Annotated in this window: 23 protein-coding genes; 12 read left to right on the top strand and 11 right to left on the bottom strand. The window is 64.9% G+C overall.

Translation table 11 applies throughout. The features are described from left to right. Nucleotides 1-75 precede the first annotated feature (75 nt). From NDI79_RS07515 to NDI79_RS07505, 3 genes are all read left to right on the top strand, one after another. A complete protein-coding gene (locus tag NDI79_RS07515; protein ID WP_310927862.1) occupies nt 76-432 on the top strand; it encodes a DUF7344 domain-containing protein in 357 nt (118 codons plus the stop codon). 243 nt (nt 433-675) lie between these two features. After that, nucleotides 676-1,494 (top strand): TrmB family transcriptional regulator, encoded by an 819-nt coding sequence (locus tag NDI79_RS07510; protein ID WP_310927861.1) that lies wholly within the window; start codon nt 676-678, stop codon nt 1,492-1,494. A 757-nt stretch (nt 1,495-2,251) separates the two neighbouring features. Further along, complete coding sequence (locus NDI79_RS07505; RefSeq protein WP_310927860.1) at nt 2,252-2,515, top strand: hypothetical protein; 264 nt, start codon at nt 2,252-2,254, stop codon at nt 2,513-2,515. A gap of 182 nt (nt 2,516-2,697) precedes the next feature. On the opposite strand, the gene NDI79_RS07500 is transcribed toward NDI79_RS07505, so the two are convergent. From NDI79_RS07500 to NDI79_RS07490, 3 genes are all read right to left on the bottom strand, one after another. Continuing rightward, complete coding sequence (locus tag NDI79_RS07500; RefSeq protein ID WP_310927859.1) at nt 2,698-3,879, bottom strand: tryptophan--tRNA ligase; 1,182 nt, start codon at nt 3,877-3,879, stop codon at nt 2,698-2,700. Between the two features lie 672 nt (nt 3,880-4,551). Beyond that, nucleotides 4,552-4,803 carry a type II toxin-antitoxin system HicA family toxin gene (locus NDI79_RS07495; protein WP_310927858.1) on the bottom strand — a complete coding sequence of 84 codons (252 nt, stop codon included), beginning with the start codon at nt 4,801-4,803 and terminating at the stop codon, nt 4,552-4,554. Nucleotides 4,804-4,806: 3 nt separating this feature from the next. Then, the gene (locus NDI79_RS07490; RefSeq protein WP_089882709.1) at nt 4,807-5,076 is read right to left on the bottom strand and encodes a type II toxin-antitoxin system HicB family antitoxin; all 270 of its coding nucleotides are present in this window, start codon (nt 5,074-5,076) and stop codon (nt 4,807-4,809) included. Between the two features lie 346 nt (nt 5,077-5,422). Here NDI79_RS07490 and NDI79_RS07485 point away from each other — a divergent pair, with 346 nt between their 5' ends. Further along, complete coding sequence (locus tag NDI79_RS07485; RefSeq protein WP_310927857.1) at nt 5,423-5,824, top strand: DUF5518 domain-containing protein; 402 nt, start codon at nt 5,423-5,425, stop codon at nt 5,822-5,824. 1,052 nt (nt 5,825-6,876) lie between these two features. Here NDI79_RS07485 and NDI79_RS07480 read toward each other — a convergent pair. Next, the gene (locus NDI79_RS07480; protein ID WP_310927856.1) at nt 6,877-7,383 is read right to left on the bottom strand and encodes a metallophosphoesterase family protein; all 507 of its coding nucleotides are present in this window, start codon (nt 7,381-7,383) and stop codon (nt 6,877-6,879) included. 58 nt (nt 7,384-7,441) lie between these two features. Here NDI79_RS07480 and NDI79_RS07475 point away from each other — a divergent pair, with 58 nt between their 5' ends. Both NDI79_RS07475 and NDI79_RS07470 read left to right on the top strand, forming a co-directional pair. After that, nucleotides 7,442-8,716, top strand: coding sequence for an eIF2B alpha/beta/delta subunit family protein (locus NDI79_RS07475; RefSeq protein WP_310927855.1), 1,275 nt, complete (start codon nt 7,442-7,444; stop codon nt 8,714-8,716). 374 nt (nt 8,717-9,090) lie between these two features. Then, nucleotides 9,091-10,224 carry a PAS domain-containing response regulator gene (locus NDI79_RS07470; protein WP_310927854.1) on the top strand — a complete coding sequence of 378 codons (1,134 nt, stop codon included), beginning with the start codon at nt 9,091-9,093 and terminating at the stop codon, nt 10,222-10,224. A 10-nt stretch (nt 10,225-10,234) separates the two neighbouring features. Here the strand turns inward: NDI79_RS07470 and engB are convergent, their stop codons facing one another. Then, complete coding sequence (gene engB / locus NDI79_RS07465; RefSeq protein WP_310927853.1) at nt 10,235-10,855, bottom strand: GTP-binding protein EngB; 621 nt, start codon at nt 10,853-10,855, stop codon at nt 10,235-10,237. A gap of 88 nt (nt 10,856-10,943) precedes the next feature. Continuing rightward, entirely contained in the window at nt 10,944-11,237 is a 294-nt protein-coding gene (locus NDI79_RS07460; protein ID WP_425499586.1) for a universal stress protein, read from the bottom strand. A gap of 147 nt (nt 11,238-11,384) precedes the next feature. On the opposite strand from NDI79_RS07460, the gene NDI79_RS07455 reads away from it, so the two are divergent. Both NDI79_RS07455 and NDI79_RS07450 read left to right on the top strand, forming a co-directional pair. Beyond that, on the top strand, nt 11,385-12,092 hold the full coding sequence (locus NDI79_RS07455; RefSeq protein ID WP_310927852.1) for a 5-formyltetrahydrofolate cyclo-ligase: 708 nt from the start codon (nt 11,385-11,387) through the stop codon (nt 12,090-12,092). Nucleotides 12,093-12,297: 205 nt separating this feature from the next. Beyond that, nucleotides 12,298-13,998: a BCCT family transporter gene (locus NDI79_RS07450; RefSeq protein WP_310927851.1), complete on the top strand. Its 1,701-nt coding sequence runs from the start codon at nt 12,298-12,300 to the stop codon at nt 13,996-13,998. Nucleotides 13,999-14,034: 36 nt separating this feature from the next. Here NDI79_RS07450 and NDI79_RS07445 read toward each other — a convergent pair whose 3' ends face one another. Next, nucleotides 14,035-15,186 (bottom strand): family 43 glycosylhydrolase, encoded by a 1,152-nt coding sequence (locus NDI79_RS07445; protein WP_310927850.1) that lies wholly within the window; start codon nt 15,184-15,186, stop codon nt 14,035-14,037. 102 nt (nt 15,187-15,288) lie between these two features. On the opposite strand from NDI79_RS07445, the gene NDI79_RS07440 reads away from it, so the two are divergent. After that, nucleotides 15,289-16,593, top strand: a complete 1,305-nt coding sequence (locus tag NDI79_RS07440; protein WP_310927849.1) for a TIGR00341 family protein — start codon at nt 15,289-15,291, stop codon at nt 16,591-16,593. Between the two features lie 87 nt (nt 16,594-16,680). Continuing rightward, complete coding sequence (locus tag NDI79_RS07435) at nt 16,681-17,430, top strand: SIMPL domain-containing protein (protein WP_310927848.1); 750 nt, start codon at nt 16,681-16,683, stop codon at nt 17,428-17,430. Between the two features lie 25 nt (nt 17,431-17,455). Here NDI79_RS07435 and NDI79_RS07430 read toward each other — a convergent pair whose 3' ends face one another. Both NDI79_RS07430 and NDI79_RS07425 read right to left on the bottom strand, forming a co-directional pair. Then, nucleotides 17,456-17,686, bottom strand: coding sequence for a hypothetical protein (locus NDI79_RS07430; protein WP_310927847.1), 231 nt, complete (start codon nt 17,684-17,686; stop codon nt 17,456-17,458). A gap of 58 nt (nt 17,687-17,744) precedes the next feature. After that, complete coding sequence (locus NDI79_RS07425; RefSeq protein ID WP_310927846.1) at nt 17,745-18,719, bottom strand: NOG1 family protein; 975 nt, start codon at nt 18,717-18,719, stop codon at nt 17,745-17,747. 153 nt (nt 18,720-18,872) lie between these two features. Between NDI79_RS07425 and NDI79_RS07420 the strand changes: the two genes are divergently transcribed. Continuing rightward, on the top strand, nt 18,873-19,241 hold the full coding sequence (locus NDI79_RS07420) for a DUF5518 domain-containing protein (RefSeq protein ID WP_310927845.1): 369 nt from the start codon (nt 18,873-18,875) through the stop codon (nt 19,239-19,241). A gap of 25 nt (nt 19,242-19,266) precedes the next feature. Here NDI79_RS07420 and NDI79_RS07415 read toward each other — a convergent pair whose 3' ends face one another. Next, nucleotides 19,267-19,803 (bottom strand): DUF367 family protein, encoded by a 537-nt coding sequence (locus tag NDI79_RS07415; RefSeq protein ID WP_310927844.1) that lies wholly within the window; start codon nt 19,801-19,803, stop codon nt 19,267-19,269. A 126-nt stretch (nt 19,804-19,929) separates the two neighbouring features. On the opposite strand from NDI79_RS07415, the gene NDI79_RS07410 reads away from it, so the two are divergent. Next, entirely contained in the window at nt 19,930-20,340 is a 411-nt protein-coding gene (locus tag NDI79_RS07410; RefSeq protein WP_310927843.1) for a nuclear transport factor 2 family protein, read from the top strand. A gap of 12 nt (nt 20,341-20,352) precedes the next feature. Here NDI79_RS07410 and NDI79_RS07405 read toward each other — a convergent pair whose 3' ends face one another. Next, nucleotides 20,353-20,712, bottom strand: coding sequence for a hypothetical protein (locus tag NDI79_RS07405; protein WP_310927841.1), 360 nt, complete (start codon nt 20,710-20,712; stop codon nt 20,353-20,355). Nucleotides 20,713-20,798 lie beyond the last annotated feature (86 nt).

The raw sequence follows: 20,798 nt of genomic DNA, 5'->3' as shown, positions 1-20,798 counted from the left end.
AATTAGGTTGAATTTTCAAAATATATCGCTCGTCTAGATAAACGGGCTTATTCGTTAGCTCGTCCTTGCCACAGTATGGCCCAGGCAACCGAGGCGGTAACCAATACTTTCAGCATATTGTCGAATCCCGTTCGTCGGTACGTCCTGTACTACCTCGACGAGCAGGAGACTCCCGTCTCCCTCAACTGCCTCGCCACTCGGGTTGCCACTTGGCACATCGACTGCGACCCGGACGCCGTTGACGACGCCACCCTCACCGAGATGCGTACAGCCCTGTATCACATTCATCTGCCCAAATTCTCCGAGGCAGACTATCTCGCGTGGAATACGGGCTCCCGCACGATTCGGCGGGGATCCAGCTTCGACGACAACGCGTCATTGTTCCGGTTGGTGACCGACCATGAAGACGTACTGCCCGCGGGAGGGTCGTAACCCATGAGCCGGCTCCACACGTGGCTCTCCCGACTCAGTAGGCGCACACAGGCCGAGACACTGCCCACTCGCGACGACTCCGAGGACGAAGTCACCACGGCCCTGTTTTCGTGCCCTGTCTGCGAGAAGACGTACATTAGCAAAGCGATGGACGCCTGCTCGAAGTGTGGAGAGTCAGTCACCCAAATCCCGTCCGAGCGTGAATTAGCCCCCTCGACCATTCGGCCATGACAGGACAACATAATGACGGATGAGCAACGTAAAGCCGAGACGGTGAGTCTGCTGCAGGACCTTGGACTCAAGGAGTACGAGGCGCGGAGTTTCCTGGCGTTGACCCGACTCTCGACGGGGACCGCCAAGGAAATCAGCGAGATCTCCGAGGTCCCTCGAACTCGGGTGTACGACGCCGTCCGAGTGCTGGAGTCAAAGGGGCTGGTGGAAGTACGGCATTCGAACCCCCAGCAGTTTCGCGCGGTCAGCATCGAGGAAGCAACCGCGATCTTGCGTCAGCAGTACGACACGCGGATCGACACCCTTCAGTCACACCTCGAAGCGCTCGATCTCCAACCGGAGGTCGACGACAACGACCGAATGCAGGAGGTATGGACGATGTCCGGCCACGGTGGCATCGAGGCCCGGACACACAATCTGCTGGCGGACGCCGAATCGGAGATCGTCCTGCTGGTCGTCGAGGAGGAACTCCTGACGGAGGCGTTGTACGGGCTGCTCAACGGCGCAGTCGACCGCGGTGTCGACGTGACCATCGGTGGCGAAACGGACGCGATCATCGCCAAACTCGATACCGAGATCCCATCCGTGAAGGTGTTCGAAACCGACCTGGACTGGCTCCTAGGGCCCGCGAGCGACGACGAGATTGCCATCAGCCGCCTGCTGTTGGTCGACCGCACGACGTTGCTGGTCAGTTCCTTTTACCCGGACGCCGACTACGACGACTCACATGAGCAGGCGATCTTCGCCAACGGTCTAGAGAACGGTATCGTCGTCCTCCTTCGTCGGATCATCTCCTCGGGTCTGCTCCCCGTGGCGAACCCGGTGAGGTAGCCAGTCAGCGGTTCCCGGGCCAGACTGCGCGAACAGAGTGATGACTACAGGCCCTGTTCTGAGCGATGCGATTCTCTCACAGCAGGTGCCGAGTCCGTGACCGATTCGCGCTCTCTATGCAGCACGCCCGCAAAAACCTCACCGAGCGCTGTCAGAAGTGTCGTAACCGATTCAGACCATCAATCGGGCACTGTTTATCTACTTCTTCGGTAGTGAAGTCCCTGTTCAAGTTGTTCCCAAGCAAGACAGCAGTGTCAACTTCCTCAGATATATTTGGCCAAGGTTTGATAGACGTCTATGGAGCGATTGTATATCTACAGTGGTGCTCTTGCAGTAATTGGGTTTTCTATTGGGCTTCCGGCGGCGCTATCGGTTCTCTCTGGTGACCATAGTATTCCAATTTTGCTTATGACCGTTGGCGGGGCTGGGATGACTATTGTGGCTGGCTATGAATCACTGCAAAGAGACCCTGATAGCTTTGAGATCTCCGCTAGTCTCCTCTTTGCGCTGATTGCGGCCGCCTGTCTGAGTGTTCTCGGTACTGCTCTTTCCCTCCTGTGACCGATTCGCGCCCTCTATGCAGCATGGCCCAGAAACCTCACCGAACACTGTCAGAAAGAGCGTGCTGAGTATAGAGCATCAATCGGGCACCACTTATCCTACTTCTTCGGTAGTGAAGTCCTGTCCGAGTTGTCCCAAGCAAGACAGCAGTGTCAACTTCCTCAGATATATTTGGCCAAGGTTTGATTAGACGTCTATGGAACGATTGTATATCTACAGCGGTGCTCTTGCAGTAATTGGACTTTCTATTGGGCTTCCAGCGGCGCTATCGGTTCTCTCTGGCGACCATAGTATTCCGCTCTTGCTTATGACCGTTGGTGGGGCCGGGATGACTATTGTGGCTGGCTATGAATCACTGCAAAGAGACCCTGATAGCTTTGAGATCTCCGCTAGTCTCCTCTTTGCGCTGATTGCGGCTGCCTGTCTGAGTGTTCTCGGTACTGCTCTTTCTCTCCTATGACCGACTCGCGCCCTCTATGCAGCACGCCCACAGCAATCTCACCGAACGCTGTCAGAAGCGTCGTGACCGACTCAGAGGGTGTATTCAGCAGGGCACTGCGAGTCGTTTCACGCCGTTGGTTGCGAAGCAACCGTCCAGTAGAGAAATGCGAACTTAGTAGGTTGATTTCCGAGTGAGTGGGTCTATCTCTGAACCAGAGAACTCTCGGGGTAGCCTGCTCGCCGCCGCGCAACCTGTCGCTCATCCTCTGTCAAGCGGAACTGTTCCAACTCGTCTTCGAGCGAGCCAAGCGCCCTGCGACGTTCTTGATGTGCTTCGAGGAAGTTCGCAATATTCTTCGCCGCCATATCTTTGAGTTCACCACTCAGGAGTGACCCGTTTCGATACTCGCGTGCAAGCCGTTCTACCTGCTCATCATTTTCTTCAAAGAAGTAGTACAGGAACTGATACGAGACATCTACCTCGGGATTTCCTCCCTGCTCTCGATGTGCTTTGAGACTCGTCTGCCCACCAGAATAAGCATGGGTGCGGATTTTGTTGAAGACCGTCTCTCGATCGTCTGAGAGAAGGATACTCGGTGCATCGTCGGACGAACTCATCTTCCCCGGCCCTTCGAGACTTGGGAGAAACTTCGAGAGCAAGGCACCGGGCTTGGCCACATCGTACCGTTCCTTGGCCGCGATGTCCCGACAGACTCGAACGTGGGGGTCTTGATCAACCGCAATCGGGACGAGCGTCGGATGGCGACCCTCCACAAGTTGCGGGAGGAGGAGGTGTGTGGCTTGGACAGCAGGGTAGAACGAGAGACCGATATTCTCGGGTTCTCCGTATGTTGCGTCCACGGTCGCTTGCGTCACTTCCTTGGCAAACGCGGTCGCTAGAGGGTACACCACGTCCGCGTCCGCCGTGTCTACGACGATTCGGGTTCGTTCGGGGTTGAACCCGACTGCGAGAAGGTCAAGGAGGTTTTCGCGGGTGTAGCCGCTGATTTCCTCCAGCGACTTGTCTTTGAGAAAGTACTTCTCGTCGTCGGAGAACGGGATGTAGACGAGAGTTCCTGTCTGGTTTTGTAGATACTTAGCGAAGTAGAATGGGAAGATGTGACCGATGTGCATCGGCCCTGAGGGGCCACGTCCCGTCACGATGGAATGAAGCTTGTCTTCGTTGGCGGCATCAAGGAATGGGTCTACGTCACGCTCTGCATAGAACACGCTACGGCGCACGAGCGGATGGCCGGGGTCAGGAAACTTAGCCCTCTGCTCGGCAGTGAGGGCATCAGCCCCGAACATGTCTATGAGTCGGTCGTAGTCGATGTCGCCTTCGACGGCGTATGGCGTTACGGTGAAGTCGTCTTCTGCTGGCATGTGTGTTTGATGATTGCAGTCACTTAGGAGGCGATGCGATTGAGAAAGCGAGTGAGCATCGCGACCGAATCCGCCGGGTTAAGCCCGTCTGACCCTAAGCCGCGCTACTGTCCACTTCCCGATACACGTGCCAACGCCAGCAATTGGCGTGGGAAGTAGACACCATATTGACATCGACAAGATTGCACTGCTTATAGGTTCTGTTTCCCTCATATCTCGAAATACCACTCCTCCGGCAGTCATTCAGCAAACTTCGGTGGGCGATACGTACGTCGTTCTGAGCGATTCGCTTCTCTCACAGCAGGTGCCGAGTCCGTGGCCGATTCGCGCTCTCTATTCGGCACGGCACTGCGATTCGTTTCACGCCGTTGGTTGCGAAACAGCGGTCCAGTAGAGAAATGCGCAACGAGCATCCGCGAGCGACCGGAGGGAGCGAGCGATTCTCCGACGAAGCCGTCGAAGACGGCGGAGTCGGCCCTTTTTGGTCCAGATTTTTGCGGGGTTCACGAGACGCCTCCCGTCTCGTCAGCCAGGAGAACGTTCCGCGTTCTCGCGAGAGCGGTGCGCCGCAGGCGCACTCGGCGAAGTAAAAAGGTGCCCTCTATTCAGCATAAGCACGAAAGCCTACTCGGTATTCGACAACGGTGAGAGCATCCACCTCTTCGTGGAAGATCAAGCGTTTTCGTCGATCCACTCGCAGAACGCATCGAAGTCGTGTGCTCCGGCGCTTTCGGCGATACTTCGGAGCGTTCCGGTACGGAGTTCGCTGTGTAACGGGACAGTCACTTGTCGACGGTCCTCTTCGTTCGTCGGGTGTTCGTAGTACAGTTGAGCGTGGTCACCGGTCGTTCGTCGCCACTCGAACCCGCCGACGTTGACCAGCACCGTTACGACCTCCATTCCGGAGAACGTTCGCCTTCCCATCGATCAGTCGAGGACATCTGGCGGTGCCTGGTCGCCGGTGGTGTTGTCCTCGGGGTCGATTCCCAGCGAACGGAGTTCCTCGTCCGTCGGTTCGTGGCCACGCTCCCCGGTATGGACTGCGACGGCGTCGTCCAGGTTTTCCAGTGCCTCCGTTCTAGACGCTCCCTGCGTCGTCACGCCCGTATCGACGTCGTTCGCGATCCACCAGCCATCCTCTTGCCAGAGACGTATCTCGCCATCGTTGGCGTCGCCGTTCTGAGTCGAACTGGCCATCGTACTTCTAGTAACCCGATGAGCCGTATAAGCGTTCGGCAGACCACTCTCAGACGAGATGGAAACGTGGGTTCTCTGAGACGGTTTTCACGCTCCAGTGAACACAATTGACCGACTTGCGCCCTCTATTCAGCATGCTCGCAGAAACCCCACCGAACGCTGTCAGAAGCGTCGTGACAGATTCAGAGAGTGTATTCAGCACAGAGGACTCCTCTATTCTGTTGTATTCCCGCTAAACTAACTGCTGAGTAGCGCCTGCGAGTGTAACAGCAGTTAATTGGTCGTCGAGATTTTCATCGTCCAATCTCACACAAATGATATATTGTTGGCAACTTGTAGTAGGAATATGGTGCTATCTCTCCGCGTCCGTACCCCTCCTGAGATATGGCGATTTGCGCTCTTCGGTGCAATTGCCTCGTTACCTGTCACCGCCCTTCTGAATTGGTTACCGAACTCTGAGGCGACCATTGGCGGTGGTATCATGATATTCGGAGCGTTCATCGCAGGAACCATCGCTGCAATCCGCTCGTCAGACCCCGGTGCTGCTGGCCTCCGAACTGGCTTCGTCGCTGGCCTCGTTGGACTGGTCATCTCCATGGTAACGGTTGGCACAGCAGTGAGACGGCCGCTACTTGGAATCGTATTCTGTGGGCTACTACTGTGCGTTTCTTCACTGTTCGGGCTCGGATTCGGTCGTGCCGGTGGGTGGGTGGCGACCAAGCTGTCTCTCGATAGTCGACGAAGCTGAACGTATCAGAGCAATTCGACGACAGGCCGTCAGACAGGACGCCTGTTCTGAGCAAGCCGACTCGCTTATACTGGATACCGAGCCCATGGCCGATTCGCGCCCGCTATGCAGCACGCCCACAGCAACCTCACTGAAGGCGGTCAAGAGCGACGTGCTGAATGGAGAGGGTGAGTTCAGCACTTACGGACACCACATTAGTGACCATTCTAACTCACGGGTTGAACTAATTTACCACGGTGATTTCCCGTACTGTCCCCGGTAATACGCCCTCACAAAGAATGCAACCATCAAGATTACACCGACAACTGTGAGTCCTTTGTCTAGCAAAGAACCATCTGGAACTAGGTAAAAGCGGAAAACCATGATAAGCGCTACGAGAGTAACTAAAACACCACTTTTCCATCGACGAGCAATCAATGATGAGGTGTTCAACAAAGGCACTGTAGGATATTAACAGCGGTTGACAATAAGTCGATTGGATAGTGACCGACTCGCGCTCTCTATTCAGCACGTACACAGAAACCTCGCCAAACACTGTCAGGAGTGGCGTAGCCGAGACAGAGGGTGTATTCAGCACGCGGAGGTATCTCATTTCCTTAACTGGCGATAGATAACTGGCGAATTGGTGTGCAAGCGTATCAGTGTGCGAAATGTATATTGTCAACCAGAAATAACAATCACTATGCGGGAATTGCTCATATCCCTCTACCGACGCAATGAGTTGTTCTGGGTGGGGCTATTCATACTCTGTTTCGGGTTGCTAACCCCAGAATCTCTCCGATTCGGGTGGCTACATATCTCAAGCTGGCTCGTTAACTCTGGTGGGGGTCTTCTACTGGCGAGTGTATTCGTCGGGGTCTACAGGTTCTTCGGAACGTCACAGCGATTCGCACAGTAAGGCCTCGGCACCGAGCGGTTCTCTCGTACTGAGCACTGTGCCAGTGACCGATTCGCGCCCTCTATGCAGCACGACCTCAGCGAACTATCAACGACCGAGAATTCAACGGATCTGAACCGCTGAACCCGCACGGAACGGGTTCCGCCCGACGAGTTCACCCGTGATGCAGCGTCACGGAAACGTCCGACCCCTCGACGGTCAGCCGGTACATCGTCGTCTCGGCGGCCGGTTCGGCCCCCGTCGCGCTCCCGGGGTTGAGCAGGCGGACGCCGTCGACGAACTCGTCCATCACGTCGTGGGTGTGCCCGCAGATGCCGACGGCGTCCGACCCGCCCGCCTCGCGGACCGCCTCGACGACGCGTTCGCGGTAGCCCTCCAGCGACCCGGACCCGTGGGTGACGACGAAGCGCACGTCCTCGACGTCGAGCGTCGCCGTCTCGGGGAGGTCGAACCCGCGCGGGTCGATGTTGCCGACGACGGCCGTGAGGTTCGCCTCGCCGCCGGCGAGTTCGACCACTCGGTCGTACGCCTCCGCGGAGTCGAAGTCGCCCGCGTGGACGACGTGGTCGGCCTCGCGGATGCGCTCTTCGACCCACTCCGGGATGCGCTCCTCGCGTGAGGGGACGTGCGTGTCGCTGACGACGGCGAGGTCCACGGACATGCGAGGAGGTACGCCCGTCGACCCAAAAACCGTTGTCCCGAGGGACGTAGGGTGTGACATGGACCACGTCGTCACCTGCTTCGTCAGAAACCGCGGTGAGGTGCTTCTCACCCGCCGCAGCGACAGGGCCGAGACGTACGCCGGCCGCTGGGCGGGCGTCTCGGGCTACGTCGAGGAGGACAACGAGGAGGCCGAGTTCGACGCCCGGCGGGAACTGCGCGAGGAGACGGGATTCGGTGGCACGAGCCTCCGCCTCGTCAGAATCGGCGAGACGCTCGCCGTCGACGACGAGGAGGGGTCGTTCGTCGTCCACCCCTTCCTGTTCGAGTCGACGACCCGCGAGGTGCGGCCGAACGAGGAACTCGCCGCGGTGGAGTGGGCCGACCCGACGGCGATACGCGACCGAGAGACCGTCCCCCGCCTCTGGGAGACGTGGCGCCGCGTCGCGCCGCGCGTCGACGACGTGCGGGAGGACCGGACGAACGGGTCGGCGTGGATATCCGCACGGGCGCTGGAAGTGCTACGGGACGCCGCCGTCGACGCCGACGACTGGGAGTCGGTCGCCGCGGTGGGGCGCGAACTCCGCGACGCGCGCCCGAGCATGGCCGCCGTCGCGAACCGCGTGAACCGCGTCCTCGCGACGGCCGAGCGACGCCCGGAAGCCGTCGCCGCCGCCGCGGTCCGGGCGCTCTCGGCGGCGCACGCAGCGAACGAGGCGTCCTCCGCGACGCTGGTCGACCGCCTCCGCGACGCCGGCGCGACGGGCGTGGCGACGCTCTCGCGGTCGGGAACCGTCTGCGAGTGCCTCCGCGAGTTCGGCCCGGACTCGGTCCTCGTCGCGGAGTCCCGTCCCGAACGCGAGGGCGTCGACGTCGCGGAGGCGATGGCCGAGGAGACGGCGGCGGCGGTGACGCTGACCACCGAGGCGGCGTTCCCGGCGGCGCTGGCGGACGGGAGCGTCGCCCCGGACGCCGTCGTCGTCGGCGCGGACGCGGTGCTCCCCGACGGGAGCGTCGTCAACAAGACGGGGACGACGGGGTTGGCCTTGGCCGCGCGGGAGGCGGGCGTCCCCGTCTACGTCGTCGCCGCGCGCGACAAGGTCCGACCGACGGGCGACGAGCGAGTAGTGACCGAGTCGTCGCCGGCGGAGGCGGTGTACGACGGCGAGGAGGACGTGGACGTGTTCGCGCCGACGTTCGAACGGGTGCCCGGCCGACTCGTGGACGGCCTCGCCACCGAGGACGGACTGCTCGACGGCGACGACGCGCGCCGGGTCGCCGCCGAGCACGCCGAACACGCGGCGTGGGACGGGCGAGGCGGGAGCGGGGAGTGACCGGAGGGCGACGGGGGGACGGCGCGCGGCAGACGGTGGGCGACGGAGGGCGCCGGCCCGAACGCGGATGCGGGTCGGCCGCGGGAGCGACGATGGCAAGCGTGAAATGCGGCGGTCCGCTAGCGAGAGACGGGCGACAGTGACGAGGGTTACCCCCACCGAGCCCCGTGTGACGAGGCAGTTAACGCCCGAGTCGCCCTTCCGAGACGGACTTCGTCCGGCACCCGACGAGACCGAGAGCCGTCTGTGCGTTCGTAACGGTTCACCGCCGAGAACGGCCGTTAACGGCGGCGTAAAACGAAACAGTGTGAAACACAACGGTTTTCGAGAAATGGTCGCGATGCTTTAAGACGCTCGCGGCCCGGCGAGGAGGCGTGAGCGAGCACGACCCGAGTTCGGACGAGGGCGTAGGGGTACTGCTCGTCGACGACGACCCGGCGTTCGTGGAGGCGGCGGCGACGTTCGTCGCCCGCCACCTCCCGGAAGCGCGGACGCACACCGCCGGGTCGCCGGCCGACGCGCGCGAGTTCATGGCGTCGCGCGGCGACGACGTCGACTGCGTCGTCAGCGACTACGACATGACCAGAGAGAACGGCGTCGACCTCCTCCGGAGCCTCCGGGAGGAGCGTCCGGACCTCCCGTTCATCCTCTTCACCGGGAAGGGGTCCGAGGAGGTGGCGAGCGAGGCGTTCCGCGCGGGCGCGACGGACTACCTGAAAAAGGAGATGGGCACCGAGCAGTTCGAGGTGCTCGCCCGGCGAGTCGACCAGTCAATCACCGGCGCGCGCGTCGCGCGCGAGGCGGCGCGGGACCGACGACTGCTCGACGCCGCCTTCGACGCCGTGGACGACCCGCTCTACGCGTTCGACACCGACGGGCGGTTCCTCCGCTGGAACGACGCGCTGGTGGCGCAGACCGGCTACTCCGACGAGGAGGTGGCCGAGATGCACCCGACGGAGTTCTTCGAGGGGGCGGACAGAGAGCGCGTCGCCGCGGCCATCGACGCCGTGGTCGCGTCGGGCGAGGAGGCGACCGTCGAGGCGTCGGTCCGGACAAAGGAGGGCGGCAGTCGCCGGTACCAGTTCACCGGGTTGCTCGTCGTCGACGGGGCGGGCGACCCGTTCGCCGTCTGCGGCGTCGGCCGCGAGCGCTCGGACCGCGACGGAGTCGAAGAACTCGGAGCCGTCCTCGGCCGCCTCGGCGTCCCGGCTTTCGGCGTCGACGCCGGCGGGACGCTGACCGGCGCGAACGCCGCCTGCGAACCGCTCGGAATCGACGACGACGACGCCGGTGCGTCCGCGTGGTCCGTCCTGCCGTGGGACACCGACTCCCCCCTCGCGGAGGCGGTGGCCGAGGCCGTCGAGACCGGCGCGCCGGTCGAGACGACGGTGACGCTCCCCGACGGGGAGTCCGCGAGGGCGACGTGCGACCCCTCGCCGGCGGGGGCGTCCGTCCGCGTCTCCGTCGCCGGCGTCGGCGCCGCGGACGCGTCGACCGCGCGGAACTGAGTCTCCTCCCTCAGCTGACGAACTTCAGGAGGTCGTCGCGCTTCTGCTCGTGGAAGTGAGTGCGCAAGGCCTCTTCGAGGGCGTCGAGGTTCCCCCGCTTCGCGCTGATGGGCGCGACCACGTCCGACCACTGCTTCCACGGCGGCATCAGTCCGAGTCGATCGCAGAGGTCGTTCAGGCGCTCGTCCCTGTCGTCGACTTTGTCCATCTTGTTCACCGCGACGACGACGGGGATTCCGAGTTCGCGCAGGAAGTGAAACATCTCCACGTCGTGCGGTATCTCGTCGGGGCCGGAGTGTCTGTCGATGATGTCGACGACGCTCTTGCCGTCGACGACGAGGACGCCCGCGAGGATGTCGTCGGCGTTCCCCTCGATGTACTGTACGATGTCGGTCTTTATCTCCTCGCGGCGGTCTTCCTCGACGCCGGACATGAACCCGAACCCCGGCAGGTCGGTGAACATGAAGTCGTCGCCGGCCCAGTCGAAGTGGTTCGGCTGCCGGGTCACGCCGGGTTTCTTGCCCGTCGTGAACTTCGAGTGACCCGTCAGTTCCCGCATCAGCGTCGACTTGCCGACGTTAGAGCGCCCGACGAGGACGACCTCCTGTCGGTCCGGGCGGTCTTCGAACATGTGCGAGGACACGCTGTCGCGGGGGTTAACGCTGGCGTTGCGGTCCGTCGGAGTCGGGCGAACCCGTCCGCGGCGCCGGAGCGACCCGTCACCCCGACTGCGACCCCAGCTCCGACCGTGGCCGCCGCACCACGAGCACCGGTCCGACCGACTCCGCCGCGACGCGTTCCGTCACGTCTCCGAACGGGAACGACCGGAGCGAGGGCGCCTGCTCGCCCATCACGATGGCGTCGTGGTCGGGAACCGCGTCGAGGAGCGCCTCTAAGGGACTCGCGTCCTCGGCGACTCTCGTCGTCGCCGCGATGCCGGCGGCGTCAAGTCGCTCGGCCGTCTCCGAGAGCGGTGTCGCCCCGTCGTCGCCGATCGACCCTTCGGAGATCATGTTCCGTGTTCGCAATAAGCAGTTGTAAGGCTACTCCCCGTTCGACGACGGCGCCGGTTCCGAGAGGCGGGAGAGGGACAGAGAGGGGGGGGGGAACGTCTGCCGGAGACCAGAGACGTACTAGTACGCGGCCCCGCAATCGGTGGCATGGAGAAGCAGGAGCTTCGAGAGCGAATCTGGGACGAACTAGAGAAGAGTGGGGAATCTCGTTTTCCATATCCTCCGCACGGTAGAATCCCCAATTTCAACGGCGCGGACGAGGCGGCGGAGCGATTGGCGGCGAACGAGGCGTGGCAGAACGCGGACGTGATCAAGTCCAACCCCGACTCCCCGCAACTTCCCGTGCGGCGGGCGGCGCTTCGACAGGGGAAGACCATCTACATGGCGGTTCCTCGGCTGCGAGACGAGAAGTGTTTCCTTCGATTGGATCCGACCGAAGTCGAGGACGTCGACCACGCGACGACCATCGGCGGGTCGTCGGAAGTCGGCGTGCCGGTCGGACCCGACGAGATGGAACCGGTCGACCTCATCGTGTCGGGGAGCGTCGCGGTGAACGAGGAAGGCGCGCGAGTCGGGAAGGGAGAGGGATACAGCGACCTGGAGTTCGCCATCCTTCGAGAGTTCGGACTGGTCGACGACGAGACGACCACGGTCACGACGCTCCACGAGACGCAGTTCGTCGACGAGGCGATTCCGACGACGCCGCAGGACGTGCCTATCGAGTGGGTGTTCACGCCGGAGCGGTCGGTTCGGACCGAGGCGTCCGCGCGGAAACCCTCGGGAATCGCGTGGGAGGAGGTGACCGACGAGCGGATGGCGGAGATACCGATTCTGGAACGTCTGAGGGGCGAATAGCGCCGTATTCGTCGAATCGTATCTCCCGAACGCCCTCCGAGCCTCCGCGCGGCGATTGGTCGTCCTTCCGACATGACCGAACCCGTGAAAAACACTTATCCGACTCTCTGGTGACAGAATGGCATGCGTTCGCACACCACGGGGTACGGTGGGTCGAACCGCGTTCGAACACCGCATCGTCGCTCGGTACCGGAGGTGAGACGGCATGAGCGGCGCTGAGAAGGGGCGGTTCGCGGAGTTCCGCGAGGAGATAGACCCCGTCGTCTTCCTGTTCGGCGCGTTGCTGACGGTGGGCGTCATCGTCGCGTTCTTCGTCAGTCCGAATGCGGTCGAGAGCGGCATCTCGTCGCTGAACGACACGCTGCTCGGGATGTTCAACTGGGCGCTCCTGCTCATCGTGTTCCTCGTCGTCGTCTTCCTCCTGTTCCTCATCGTCGGTCCGTGGGGAGCGATCAAACTCGGCGACGAATCCCCGGAGTACAGCTTCTTCTCCTTCTTCTCGATGATCTACTCCGCGGGCTTCGCGGCCGGCGTGGTGTTCTGGGGGCCGACCGAGGCGCTCTTCTACTACGCGAACCCCTCGCCGCTGTTCGGGGGCGTCGAAGGGAGTTCGGCGGAGGCGATGACCATCGCCGTCCAGCAGACCATGTTCCACTGGGCGCTCCCCCAACTGGCCGTGTTCACCATCATGGGAATCGCCATCGGCTACTTCGCGTACAACTACGAGAACGTCCCGTTGCGCGTCTCCTCGGCGCTGACGCCAATCATCGGCGCGGACAACCTCGACGGCACGGCGGCGAAAGTCGTCGACATCCTCGCCGTCTTCGCGACCATCGGCGGGGTGGCGACCTCTCTGGGTTTCATCGGCAGTCAGTTCGTCACCGGACTGGACTACCAGTGGGGAATCAGCATGGGGAACCTCGGCATCCTCCTCGTGGTGACGTTCATGACGCTCCTGTTCACCACGTCGATGGTGCTCGGTGTCGACAAGGGCATCCGCCGGCTCTCGAACTTCAACATGATTCTCTTCGTCGTCCTCATGGTGGCGACGTTCCTCGTCGGCCCGACGCTGTTCCTACTGTTGCTCGGTACGCAGGCGTTCGGCGGGATGGTCACGGACTTCGTCTCCATGAGCCTCTTCACCGGGGCGGGACCCATGGGGGCCGGGAACCCGGAGGCCACGAACTGGATGAACGCGTGGACGGTGTTCTACTGGGCGTGGGCGCTCTCGTGGTCGCCGTTCGCGGGCCTGTTCATCGCCCGCATCTCCAAGGGCCGCACCGTCCGCGAAGTCGCGTTCACCGGCATCGTCGCCACGTCGGCGGCGACCATCCCGTGGTTCACCTTCGTCGGCGGCACCGCGGTCTGGGCGCAGCACAACGGCATCGCGGACTTCGGTGCGGTCATCGCCGGCGAGGCGGGCGCGGAGGTGTCCGGCTTCATCCTCTTCGAGGCGTTGCAGTTCACGCTGAACATCGGCGGCGCTTCGATGACGTTCCCCGTGGGCACGCTTCTGATGTACATGTTCCTCGTCCTCGTGACGACGTTCTTCGTCACCTCGGCGGACTCCTCGACGCTCGCCGTCTCGATGATGACGACCGGAGGCAAGGCGCGGCCGTCGACCATCAACCGCATCTTCTGGGGCGTCGTCCTCGGACTGACCGCGGCGATACTGATGATCCTCGGCGGCACGGGGAGTGCGAACACGCTCCAGCAGGCGGCGATAATCACGGGCACGCCGTTCGCATTCGTCTGCCTCCTCGCCCTGCTCTCGCTGATACGGGACTTCGGGTCGAACTACGGTCGCGTGCTCCTGCAGGAGGAGACCGTCCTCACGGGGTCGAGTCGGAAGCGCACGTCTGACTCCCCGAGTCCCGGCGACCCGGCCGAATCGGACGACGACTGAAGCGCCGCCGGCGGACCGAAGCGAGCGGACCCTGTTTTATTCTCTCGGCGTTTCGGAGCGGAAGCGACTCGCGCCCGAGGAGTTCCCGCCGGCGCGCGGAACCGGCACGGTCCGCGAGGGCGTTCCCGACCGCACCCGCGGCCACCCGTCGCGCCAGTCCAGTCGGTCGAGCATGGGGACGCGTCGGGGGACGTCGCCGTTCCCCGTCCACGGGTTCGAGCGCTCGTAGGCGTGATAGAGGAGCCAATCGTCGCCGGCGTGGTCGCGCACGACGGCGTTGTGGCCGGGGCCGGCGAACGCGTCGTCGCCGCGGAGGACGGTCGTCCCCGACGCCTCCGTCAGCGGCGTCCCCTTCCGGTTCCGATACGGTCCGCGGAGCGACTCGGACCGACCGACGACGACGTGGTAGGTGCTCTCCGCGCCGGCGCAGCAGGTGCCGCGCGACCCGAAGAAGTAGTAGCGGCCGTCCCGCTTCACGAGGAACGGCGCTTCGACGCCGTCGCCGGCTATCCGAAACGGGTCCGAGTCGTCCGCGACCGAGAGGCCGTCCCGCGCGAGGCGGACGCCGTAGATACCCCGCTTGCTCCCCCAGAACAGGAACGACGTCCCGCCCTCGCGGACGAGGCAGGGGTCGATGGAGTTCGGCACGCCGATTCCGTCGCTCCTGAGCAGTTCGCCGCGGTCCTCGAACGGTCCCCTCGGCGACGGCGAGACGGCGACGCCGATGCCGGGGTTGGGGTCGCCGAACCGCGCGTACGAGTAGTAGAGGACGTACCGACCGTCGAAGCGGGCGACGTCCGGCGCCCACAGCCCCAACCCGTCGGCGTCCCGCCAGTCGGGCATCGACGCGAGCGCCGCGCCGGCGTCCGACCAGTTCACGAGGTCGGTCGACCGGGCGATAGGAATCAGCCGCGAGGACTCGCGCGCGCCGCCCCACGGGTGGTACGTCGCGTAGGCGTAGAAGGCGTCGTCGGCCTCGACGACTGTGGGGTCCGCGAACACCTTCTCGAACACCGGGTTCCGGTACGTCGCGTCCGCGTCCTCGCTCGCGCCGTCGCCGTTCTCGCTCGCTCCCGTCGAGCGTGCGGACGTCGCACCGGAGCGTTCGGGCGTAGCGCCGTCGAGACAACCGCCGCTCGCGGCGGCGACGGCGGCGAGGAACGCCCGGCGGTCGACGGTGCGGTGCACGAACCCGCGTAGCGGCGCGTCGGCAATGAACCCGGCGCGGACCGTCGAGACCGTCCGTCGCAGGCCGACGGGGTTTTTGCACGCCGCTCGGAACGTTCGTCCGTGCGACTCGTACAGGTGATGGTGCCGACCGGCAAGCGCGACACGATCCTGCAGACGTTGGACGAGGAGGGCATCGACTACGCCGTCTCCGACGAGACGAGCGGACGCGGCTACACGGCGCTGGTCTCCTTTCCGCTCCCGGCGCAGGCCGTCGAACCGGTGCTGGAGGAACTGCGCGAGGTGGGCATCGAACGCGACGCTTACACCGTGGTCGTGGACGCCGAGACGGTCGTCTCCAAGCGGTTTCAGGACCTCGAAGAGAAGTACGAGGAGGAGAACGGGGACTCCGACCGTATCGCCCGCGAGGAACTCGCCGCCAACGCCAACGAGCTGGCGCCGCCGTTCCCCTCCTTTCTCCTCATGACCATCGTGAGCGCGGTGGTCGCCACCGCGGGCGTCCTCCTCGACTCGCCGGCCGTCGTCGTCGGGTCGATGGTCATCGCCCCCCTCGTCGGTCCGGCGATGTCGGCCAGCGTCGGCACGGTCATCGACGACCGCGAGATGGCGCTGCAGGGAATAAAACTGCAGGCCATCGGCGTCGCCGTCGCCATCGCGGCGGCCGCCGTCTTCGCCACGCTGTTGCGCGTGCTGGGCATCGTCCCGATGACGGCCGAGGAGGTGTTCGCACTCGGGGAGGTACACGAGCGACTCGCGCCGGACGTGCTGTCGCTCGTCATCGCCCTCGGCGCGGGCGCCGCGGGCGCCGCGGCCATCTCGTCGGGCGTCTCGGCCGCCCTCGTCGGCGTCATGATCGCCGCGGCGTTGGTACCGCCCATCGCCGTCGTCGGCGTCGCCCTCGCGTGGGGCCACCCCGTCGCGATGCTGGGGCCGTTCGTCCTGGTCCTCGTGAACATCCTCTCCATCAACTTCGTCGCCCTGATGGTGCTGTGGCAGATGGGCTACCGTCCGCAACTGTGGTTCCGCGAGGACGAGGCGCGGTCGGCGACGGTGTCGCGGGTGGCGACTATCGGCGCCATCCTCCTCCTCCTGTCGTCGGTCCTCGTCGGCGTCAGCTACGGCACCTACCGCACCACCACGTTCGAGCAGGACGCGCAGAGCGCCATCGTGAGCGAACTTCCGGAGGACGCCTCGCTCGTATCGATGAACGTCGAGTACGAGGGGTTCCCGTTCCAGACGCCGAGTCGGGTCGTGGTCACCGTCGGCTACCCTCCGGGCGGTAATCCGCCGGTCCTCGGCGACGATATCCGCCCGGTCATCGACGAACTCGCCCCCGAACCGCTCGGACCGCTCGGGAGCCGCGACGTGACCGTCGAGGTGCGGTACATCGCCGTCGACGACCCCTGAGCGCCCGAGAGCGAGACCGCCTCAGGAGACTGAAAGAGTTCTTTGCGACTACGTCGGCTTGATGTTCCGAGCCGACGTGTAAGAGGTATGCAACGTAGATTCAACGCGTTCGTTCTCCCGTTCGCCGTCGCCGCACTCGTCCTGACGGCCGGCTGTCTCGCACCCCTGCAAGTCGGCGGAACCGGCTCCGCGAATCAGGTCTCGGAGGCCGACTCCGGCCGCAGCATCAGCGTCTCCGGAAACGGCGAAGTGACCGCGGACGCCGACCTCGCCGTCGTCACCGTCGCCGTCACCGCCACGGCGTCCTCGGCCGACGAGGCCCGCGGACAGGTGGCCGACGACGCAGAGCGGATGCGACAGGCGCTCCGCGACGCCGGCGTCCCCGACGACGCCGTGTCGACCGCCTACTTCCGCGTCGGCCCGCAGTACGACTACAGCGGGCAGGAGCGCAACATGACCGGCTACCAGGCCGTCCACGCCTACACCGTCGAAGTCGCCCCCGACGAGGCGGGCGAGGTGATAGACGTCGCCGTCGGCAACGGCGCCAGCGAGGTCCAGCAGGTCACGTTCACGCTCACCGACGAGACGCGCGCCGACCTCCGCGAGGAGGCCTTGAACGCCGCGATGGACGCGGCCCGCACCGACGCCGACACGCTGGCCGAGGCGGCCGACCTCTCCATCACGGGCGTCCGCTCCGTCTCCACGACGGGCGGCTACCAACCCGTCGACACCCGCGTCGCCTACGAGAGCGCCGACTCGGCCGGCGGGAGCACCTCCTTCGAACCCGGCCCGGTGACGGTGACCGCGACGGTCAGCGTCACCTACGACGCCGAGTAACCGACGTACCGGCGTTCGGGTTCTCTTACTCGGTCACCAGACTCTCCCCTCGGAGAACCACCGCCGACGCGAACGTGACGAGCAGAACGAAGAGAGCGACGTCTCGGAGCGACCGGAGCGCCACGCCCTCCGCGGGCAGGGCGAGCAGCGTCTCCCAGCGGATGACGACGGCCCACAGGACGCAGAACCCCGAGAGAGCGACGACTTCGCCCCACGTTCGCAGTCGCTCAGAGGGTGACGGAAATCGGCCCTTCATGCCGGACGGACCCGCTCTGAGAGCCGCGGTCGTCTCCGTGACTCGGTCGACACGACGCTCATTCCCGCCGTGACGGCGGGATGTCGGGCGTCCAGTCGACGGCGGCGACGGCGGCATCGAGGACGTCCTCGACGCCCTCGTCCGTCTCCACGCTCATGTAGTAGTCCGCCTCCGCGTCCCTCGAGCGGTCGCTCTTGTTGCAGACGGTGAGCACGGGCACGTCTCGCTCCGCGAACCGCGCCTCGACGGCGTCGCGGAGTTCCTCCTGCGCGTCGAGCGGGTAGCCGCAGGCGCCGCTGGCGTCGACGACGAACAGGACGGCGTCCGCGAGGTGTTCGAGGGCGCTGACGGCCTGCTTCTCGATGTCGTTTCGGTCCTCCTCGGGTCGGTCGAGGAGGCCGGGCGTGTCGATGATCTGATAGCGGACCCGGTCGCGCTCGAAGTGGCCTATCTGGACGCCCTTCGTCGTGAACGGGTAGCGCGCGATTTCGTTCGACGCGCGGGTGACGCGGTTGACGAACGACGACTTGCCGACGTTCGGGTAGCCGGCGACGACGATGGCCGGTTCGTCGGGGCGGATGTCGGGCAGGTCCTTCAGCGAGTCGCGCGCCTCGCCGATGCGGAGCAGGTCGCCTTCGATTTCCTCGACGATGTCCGCCATGCGGGCGAACGCCTGCTTGCGGTGTTTCCGCGCCGTCTCGGGGTCGGAGTTGCGTATCTTCGAGTGGTACTCGCGGCGTATCTCGCCGATCTGTCGGCTCGCCCACGTCACCTCCGAGAGGCTCTGTCGGAGCAGGTCGACGTCCACGATGGCGTCGGCGAGTTCGTAGTAGAACGGGTCGACGGTGCCGAAGTCGGGCCACTCGGTGACGACGTTCTCGAGGTTGTCCGAGAGGATGGAGGAGGCCGTCTGGAGCATCGACTCCTGGGCCTCCAACCCGGACTTCGCCCGGCCGGACCGGGCCGCGCGCGAGAACGCCTTGTCGAGAAGTTCCTCCGACCGCGGCGTCGTCGGGAGGGACTCGAAAATCATGCTACCCACTATTCGTCCGAACCGTAAAAGCGCGTCCGTTCGGCGCTCGCGCGCCAGTACGTGACACTCGCGGCGGCGGGCGACCGACCGGAATCGGTCCGGGAGTCACCCGCGGACGCGAGGCTTTTGGCCGCGAGACGTCTACCCGAGCCCATGAACACGGACTGGCGCGCCGTCGGTGTCGGCTTCCTCCTGATACTGGTCGCGGGCGCCGTCGGCCTCACGGTGCCGGTGCTCGGACAGATAGGCGCGGGCCTCGTCGGCGGGTTCGCCGCGGGCTACCTCGCCGGCGGGAGCCTCGGCGACGGCGCGTGGAACGGCCTCCTCGCGGGGTCCATCTCCGGAATCGTCCTCACGCTCCTCCTGAGCCTCCTCGGCGGCGTCCTCGGACTGGCCGCCGGCCCCCTCGGGGCGTTCCTCGGCGGCGCGGGCGTCCTCGTCGTCGGCCTGTTCGTCACCCTCCTGTTCGCCGTCGACAGCGCGATAGCGGGCGCGGTGGGCGCGTGGCTGAAAGGTCGTTGAGGAGGACGGGAGCGACGCCGGGGAGTTACTCGGACTCCCCGCGCTCCAGATACTCCCGCTGAATCTCGACTACCTCCGCCGAGTCCGCGCAGTCGGCGTACCGCCGGAGGGGTTCCTCGTTCAGTTCCAAGAAGGTGTGACCCCACGTGAACTTCGAGAGCAGGGCCTCGGCGCGGTCCTCGCGGCCGAAGATGCACAGCGCCGCGGCGAGAGCCTCCACCGTGGTTAGCTGCATCGGTCGCCCGAAGTTGACCGGGTTGCCGGCGACTAAGTAGGGGAGCGCCCGGTGCTCGCCCGGAAGGGAGAACATCGCCTCGCCCGCCGACTCCCACGAGCAGTCGAGGGCGACGACGTTTTTTACCCCCGAATCGGCCGGCGAGAGCGCGCGCTCGGCGTGCGGGTTGAGCACGACGCCGTACGGCGTCGCCCGGTCCGAGCGGTGGAGTTCCGCGAGGTCGAACTTCGAGAGCTTCCGGGCCGTGCACTTCTCCGGGTCGTCGTCGCCCTCGTAGCGGACGTGCACCCCGTACTCGGTCGAATCCGTCTTCGTGTCCGCGGTCACGTCCGCCGGGAGGGGTCGCGCCGACAAAAGCGGTTCGTCGCGCCGCCGGGCCGCCAGGACGGGCCCGACTCGCCCCCCGCGCCCCGCGACCGAAGGACCGAGGGGTCTCGGGGCCGAGGACGACGTATGGACGGGCAGAACCCCGCGGACGCCGGACGCGAGACCGACGGAGACGAAACCGACGGCGGACCGAGCGGCGGCGAGGCGGTCGTCCGCGGCTACTACGAAGCCATCGACGCCGGCGACTACGACCGACTCGCGTCGCTGCTCGCCCCCGAGTTCGTCCACGACCGGCCCGACCGGACGCTGTCAGACCGCGAGGCGTTCGTCTCCTTCATGCGCGAGGACCGACCCGAGAAGGACACGACGCACGACGTGACGGCGGTGTACCGCGGCGTCGACGCGGACGCCGAGGAGTGGGTCGCCCGCGGCCGACTCGTCGGCGCCGACGGGCGCGTCCGCTTCGAGTTCGTGGACGCGTTCTCCCTCGTCGACGACGGGGTGACGCGTATCGAGACGTTCGCCCGCGAGGGGTGACGGTGGCCCGATTCAGTCGTCCGTTCTGACCGCGACGACCCCCTCGGAGTCGATGCGCACCAGGCGGTCGTCGATACAGAACCGGACGACGAGTTCGACGCCCGCCTCGCGGGCCGAGGCGAGCAGTCGTTCGGCCTCCTCGGTGTCGACGCCGCGGACGCGCGTCGGTCGTCGGCCGTCGAAGTCGAGCGCCGTCGTCAGCGTCGCGTCGAGTTCGTCCGAGCGGTCGAAGCGGTGGCGACCGACCGCGCGCCACGCCGCGTCGTCGTCGGGTGCGGTCGTCTCGGTCGCCGCCTCGCGGTCGGGGGCGGGGGAGGGAGCGGGGACCGAGTCGCGTTCGCGTCTCTCCTCTCCCGCGTCCGTCGTCGGCATCAGCGCCCACCTCTCGAAGCGGGACGAGTCGCGTTCATCGTGGTTTTCACCACCCGCCGAGGGGTCAAATAGGGGACCGGCGCTGA

The sequence above is a fragment of the Halogeometricum sp. S3BR5-2 genome, from assembly GCF_031624635.1.
In the GTDB taxonomy this organism is placed as follows: domain Archaea; phylum Halobacteriota; class Halobacteria; order Halobacteriales; family Haloferacaceae; genus Halogeometricum; species Halogeometricum luteum.
Note: the sequence above shows the minus strand (reverse complement) of the source record. Positions and strands in the feature narration are given on the sequence as shown.

Bases quoted from the DNA above. Each gene is read 5' to 3' on its own strand.
- NDI79_RS07455 (WP_310927852.1), top strand. From the start codon at position 11,385: ATGGAGAAGCAGGAGCTTCGAGAGCGAATCTGGGACGAACTAGAGAAG.
- NDI79_RS07475 (WP_310927855.1), top strand. From the start codon at position 7,442: ATGGACCACGTCGTCACCTGCTTCGTCAGAAACCGCGGTGAGGTGCTT.
- NDI79_RS07505 (WP_310927860.1), top strand. From the start codon at position 2,252: ATGGAACGATTGTATATCTACAGCGGTGCTCTTGCAGTAATTGGACTT.
- NDI79_RS07425 (WP_310927846.1), bottom strand. From the start codon at position 18,719: ATGATTTTCGAGTCCCTCCCGACGACGCCGCGGTCGGAGGAACTTCTC.
- NDI79_RS07490 (WP_089882709.1), bottom strand. From the start codon at position 5,076: ATGGCCAGTTCGACTCAGAACGGCGACGCCAACGATGGCGAGATACGT.
- NDI79_RS07480 (WP_310927856.1), bottom strand. From the start codon at position 7,383: ATGTCCGTGGACCTCGCCGTCGTCAGCGACACGCACGTCCCCTCACGC.
- NDI79_RS07420 (WP_310927845.1), top strand. From the start codon at position 18,873: ATGAACACGGACTGGCGCGCCGTCGGTGTCGGCTTCCTCCTGATACTG.
- NDI79_RS07405 (WP_310927841.1), bottom strand. From the start codon at position 20,712: ATGCCGACGACGGACGCGGGAGAGGAGAGACGCGAACGCGACTCGGTC.
- engB (WP_310927853.1), bottom strand. From the start codon at position 10,855: ATGTTCGAAGACCGCCCGGACCGACAGGAGGTCGTCCTCGTCGGGCGC.
- NDI79_RS07460 (WP_425499586.1), bottom strand. From the start codon at position 11,237: ATGATCTCCGAAGGGTCGATCGGCGACGACGGGGCGACACCGCTCTCG.
- NDI79_RS07410 (WP_310927843.1), top strand. From the start codon at position 19,930: ATGGACGGGCAGAACCCCGCGGACGCCGGACGCGAGACCGACGGAGAC.
- NDI79_RS07495 (WP_310927858.1), bottom strand. From the start codon at position 4,803: ATGGGAAGGCGAACGTTCTCCGGAATGGAGGTCGTAACGGTGCTGGTC.
- NDI79_RS07450 (WP_310927851.1), top strand. From the start codon at position 12,298: ATGAGCGGCGCTGAGAAGGGGCGGTTCGCGGAGTTCCGCGAGGAGATA.
- NDI79_RS07430 (WP_310927847.1), bottom strand. From the start codon at position 17,686: ATGAAGGGCCGATTTCCGTCACCCTCTGAGCGACTGCGAACGTGGGGC.
- NDI79_RS07485 (WP_310927857.1), top strand. From the start codon at position 5,423: ATGGTGCTATCTCTCCGCGTCCGTACCCCTCCTGAGATATGGCGATTT.
- NDI79_RS07510 (WP_310927861.1), top strand. From the start codon at position 676: ATGACGGATGAGCAACGTAAAGCCGAGACGGTGAGTCTGCTGCAGGAC.
- NDI79_RS07435 (WP_310927848.1), top strand. From the start codon at position 16,681: ATGCAACGTAGATTCAACGCGTTCGTTCTCCCGTTCGCCGTCGCCGCA.
- NDI79_RS07515 (WP_310927862.1), top strand. From the start codon at position 76: ATGGCCCAGGCAACCGAGGCGGTAACCAATACTTTCAGCATATTGTCG.
- NDI79_RS07500 (WP_310927859.1), bottom strand. From the start codon at position 3,879: ATGCCAGCAGAAGACGACTTCACCGTAACGCCATACGCCGTCGAAGGC.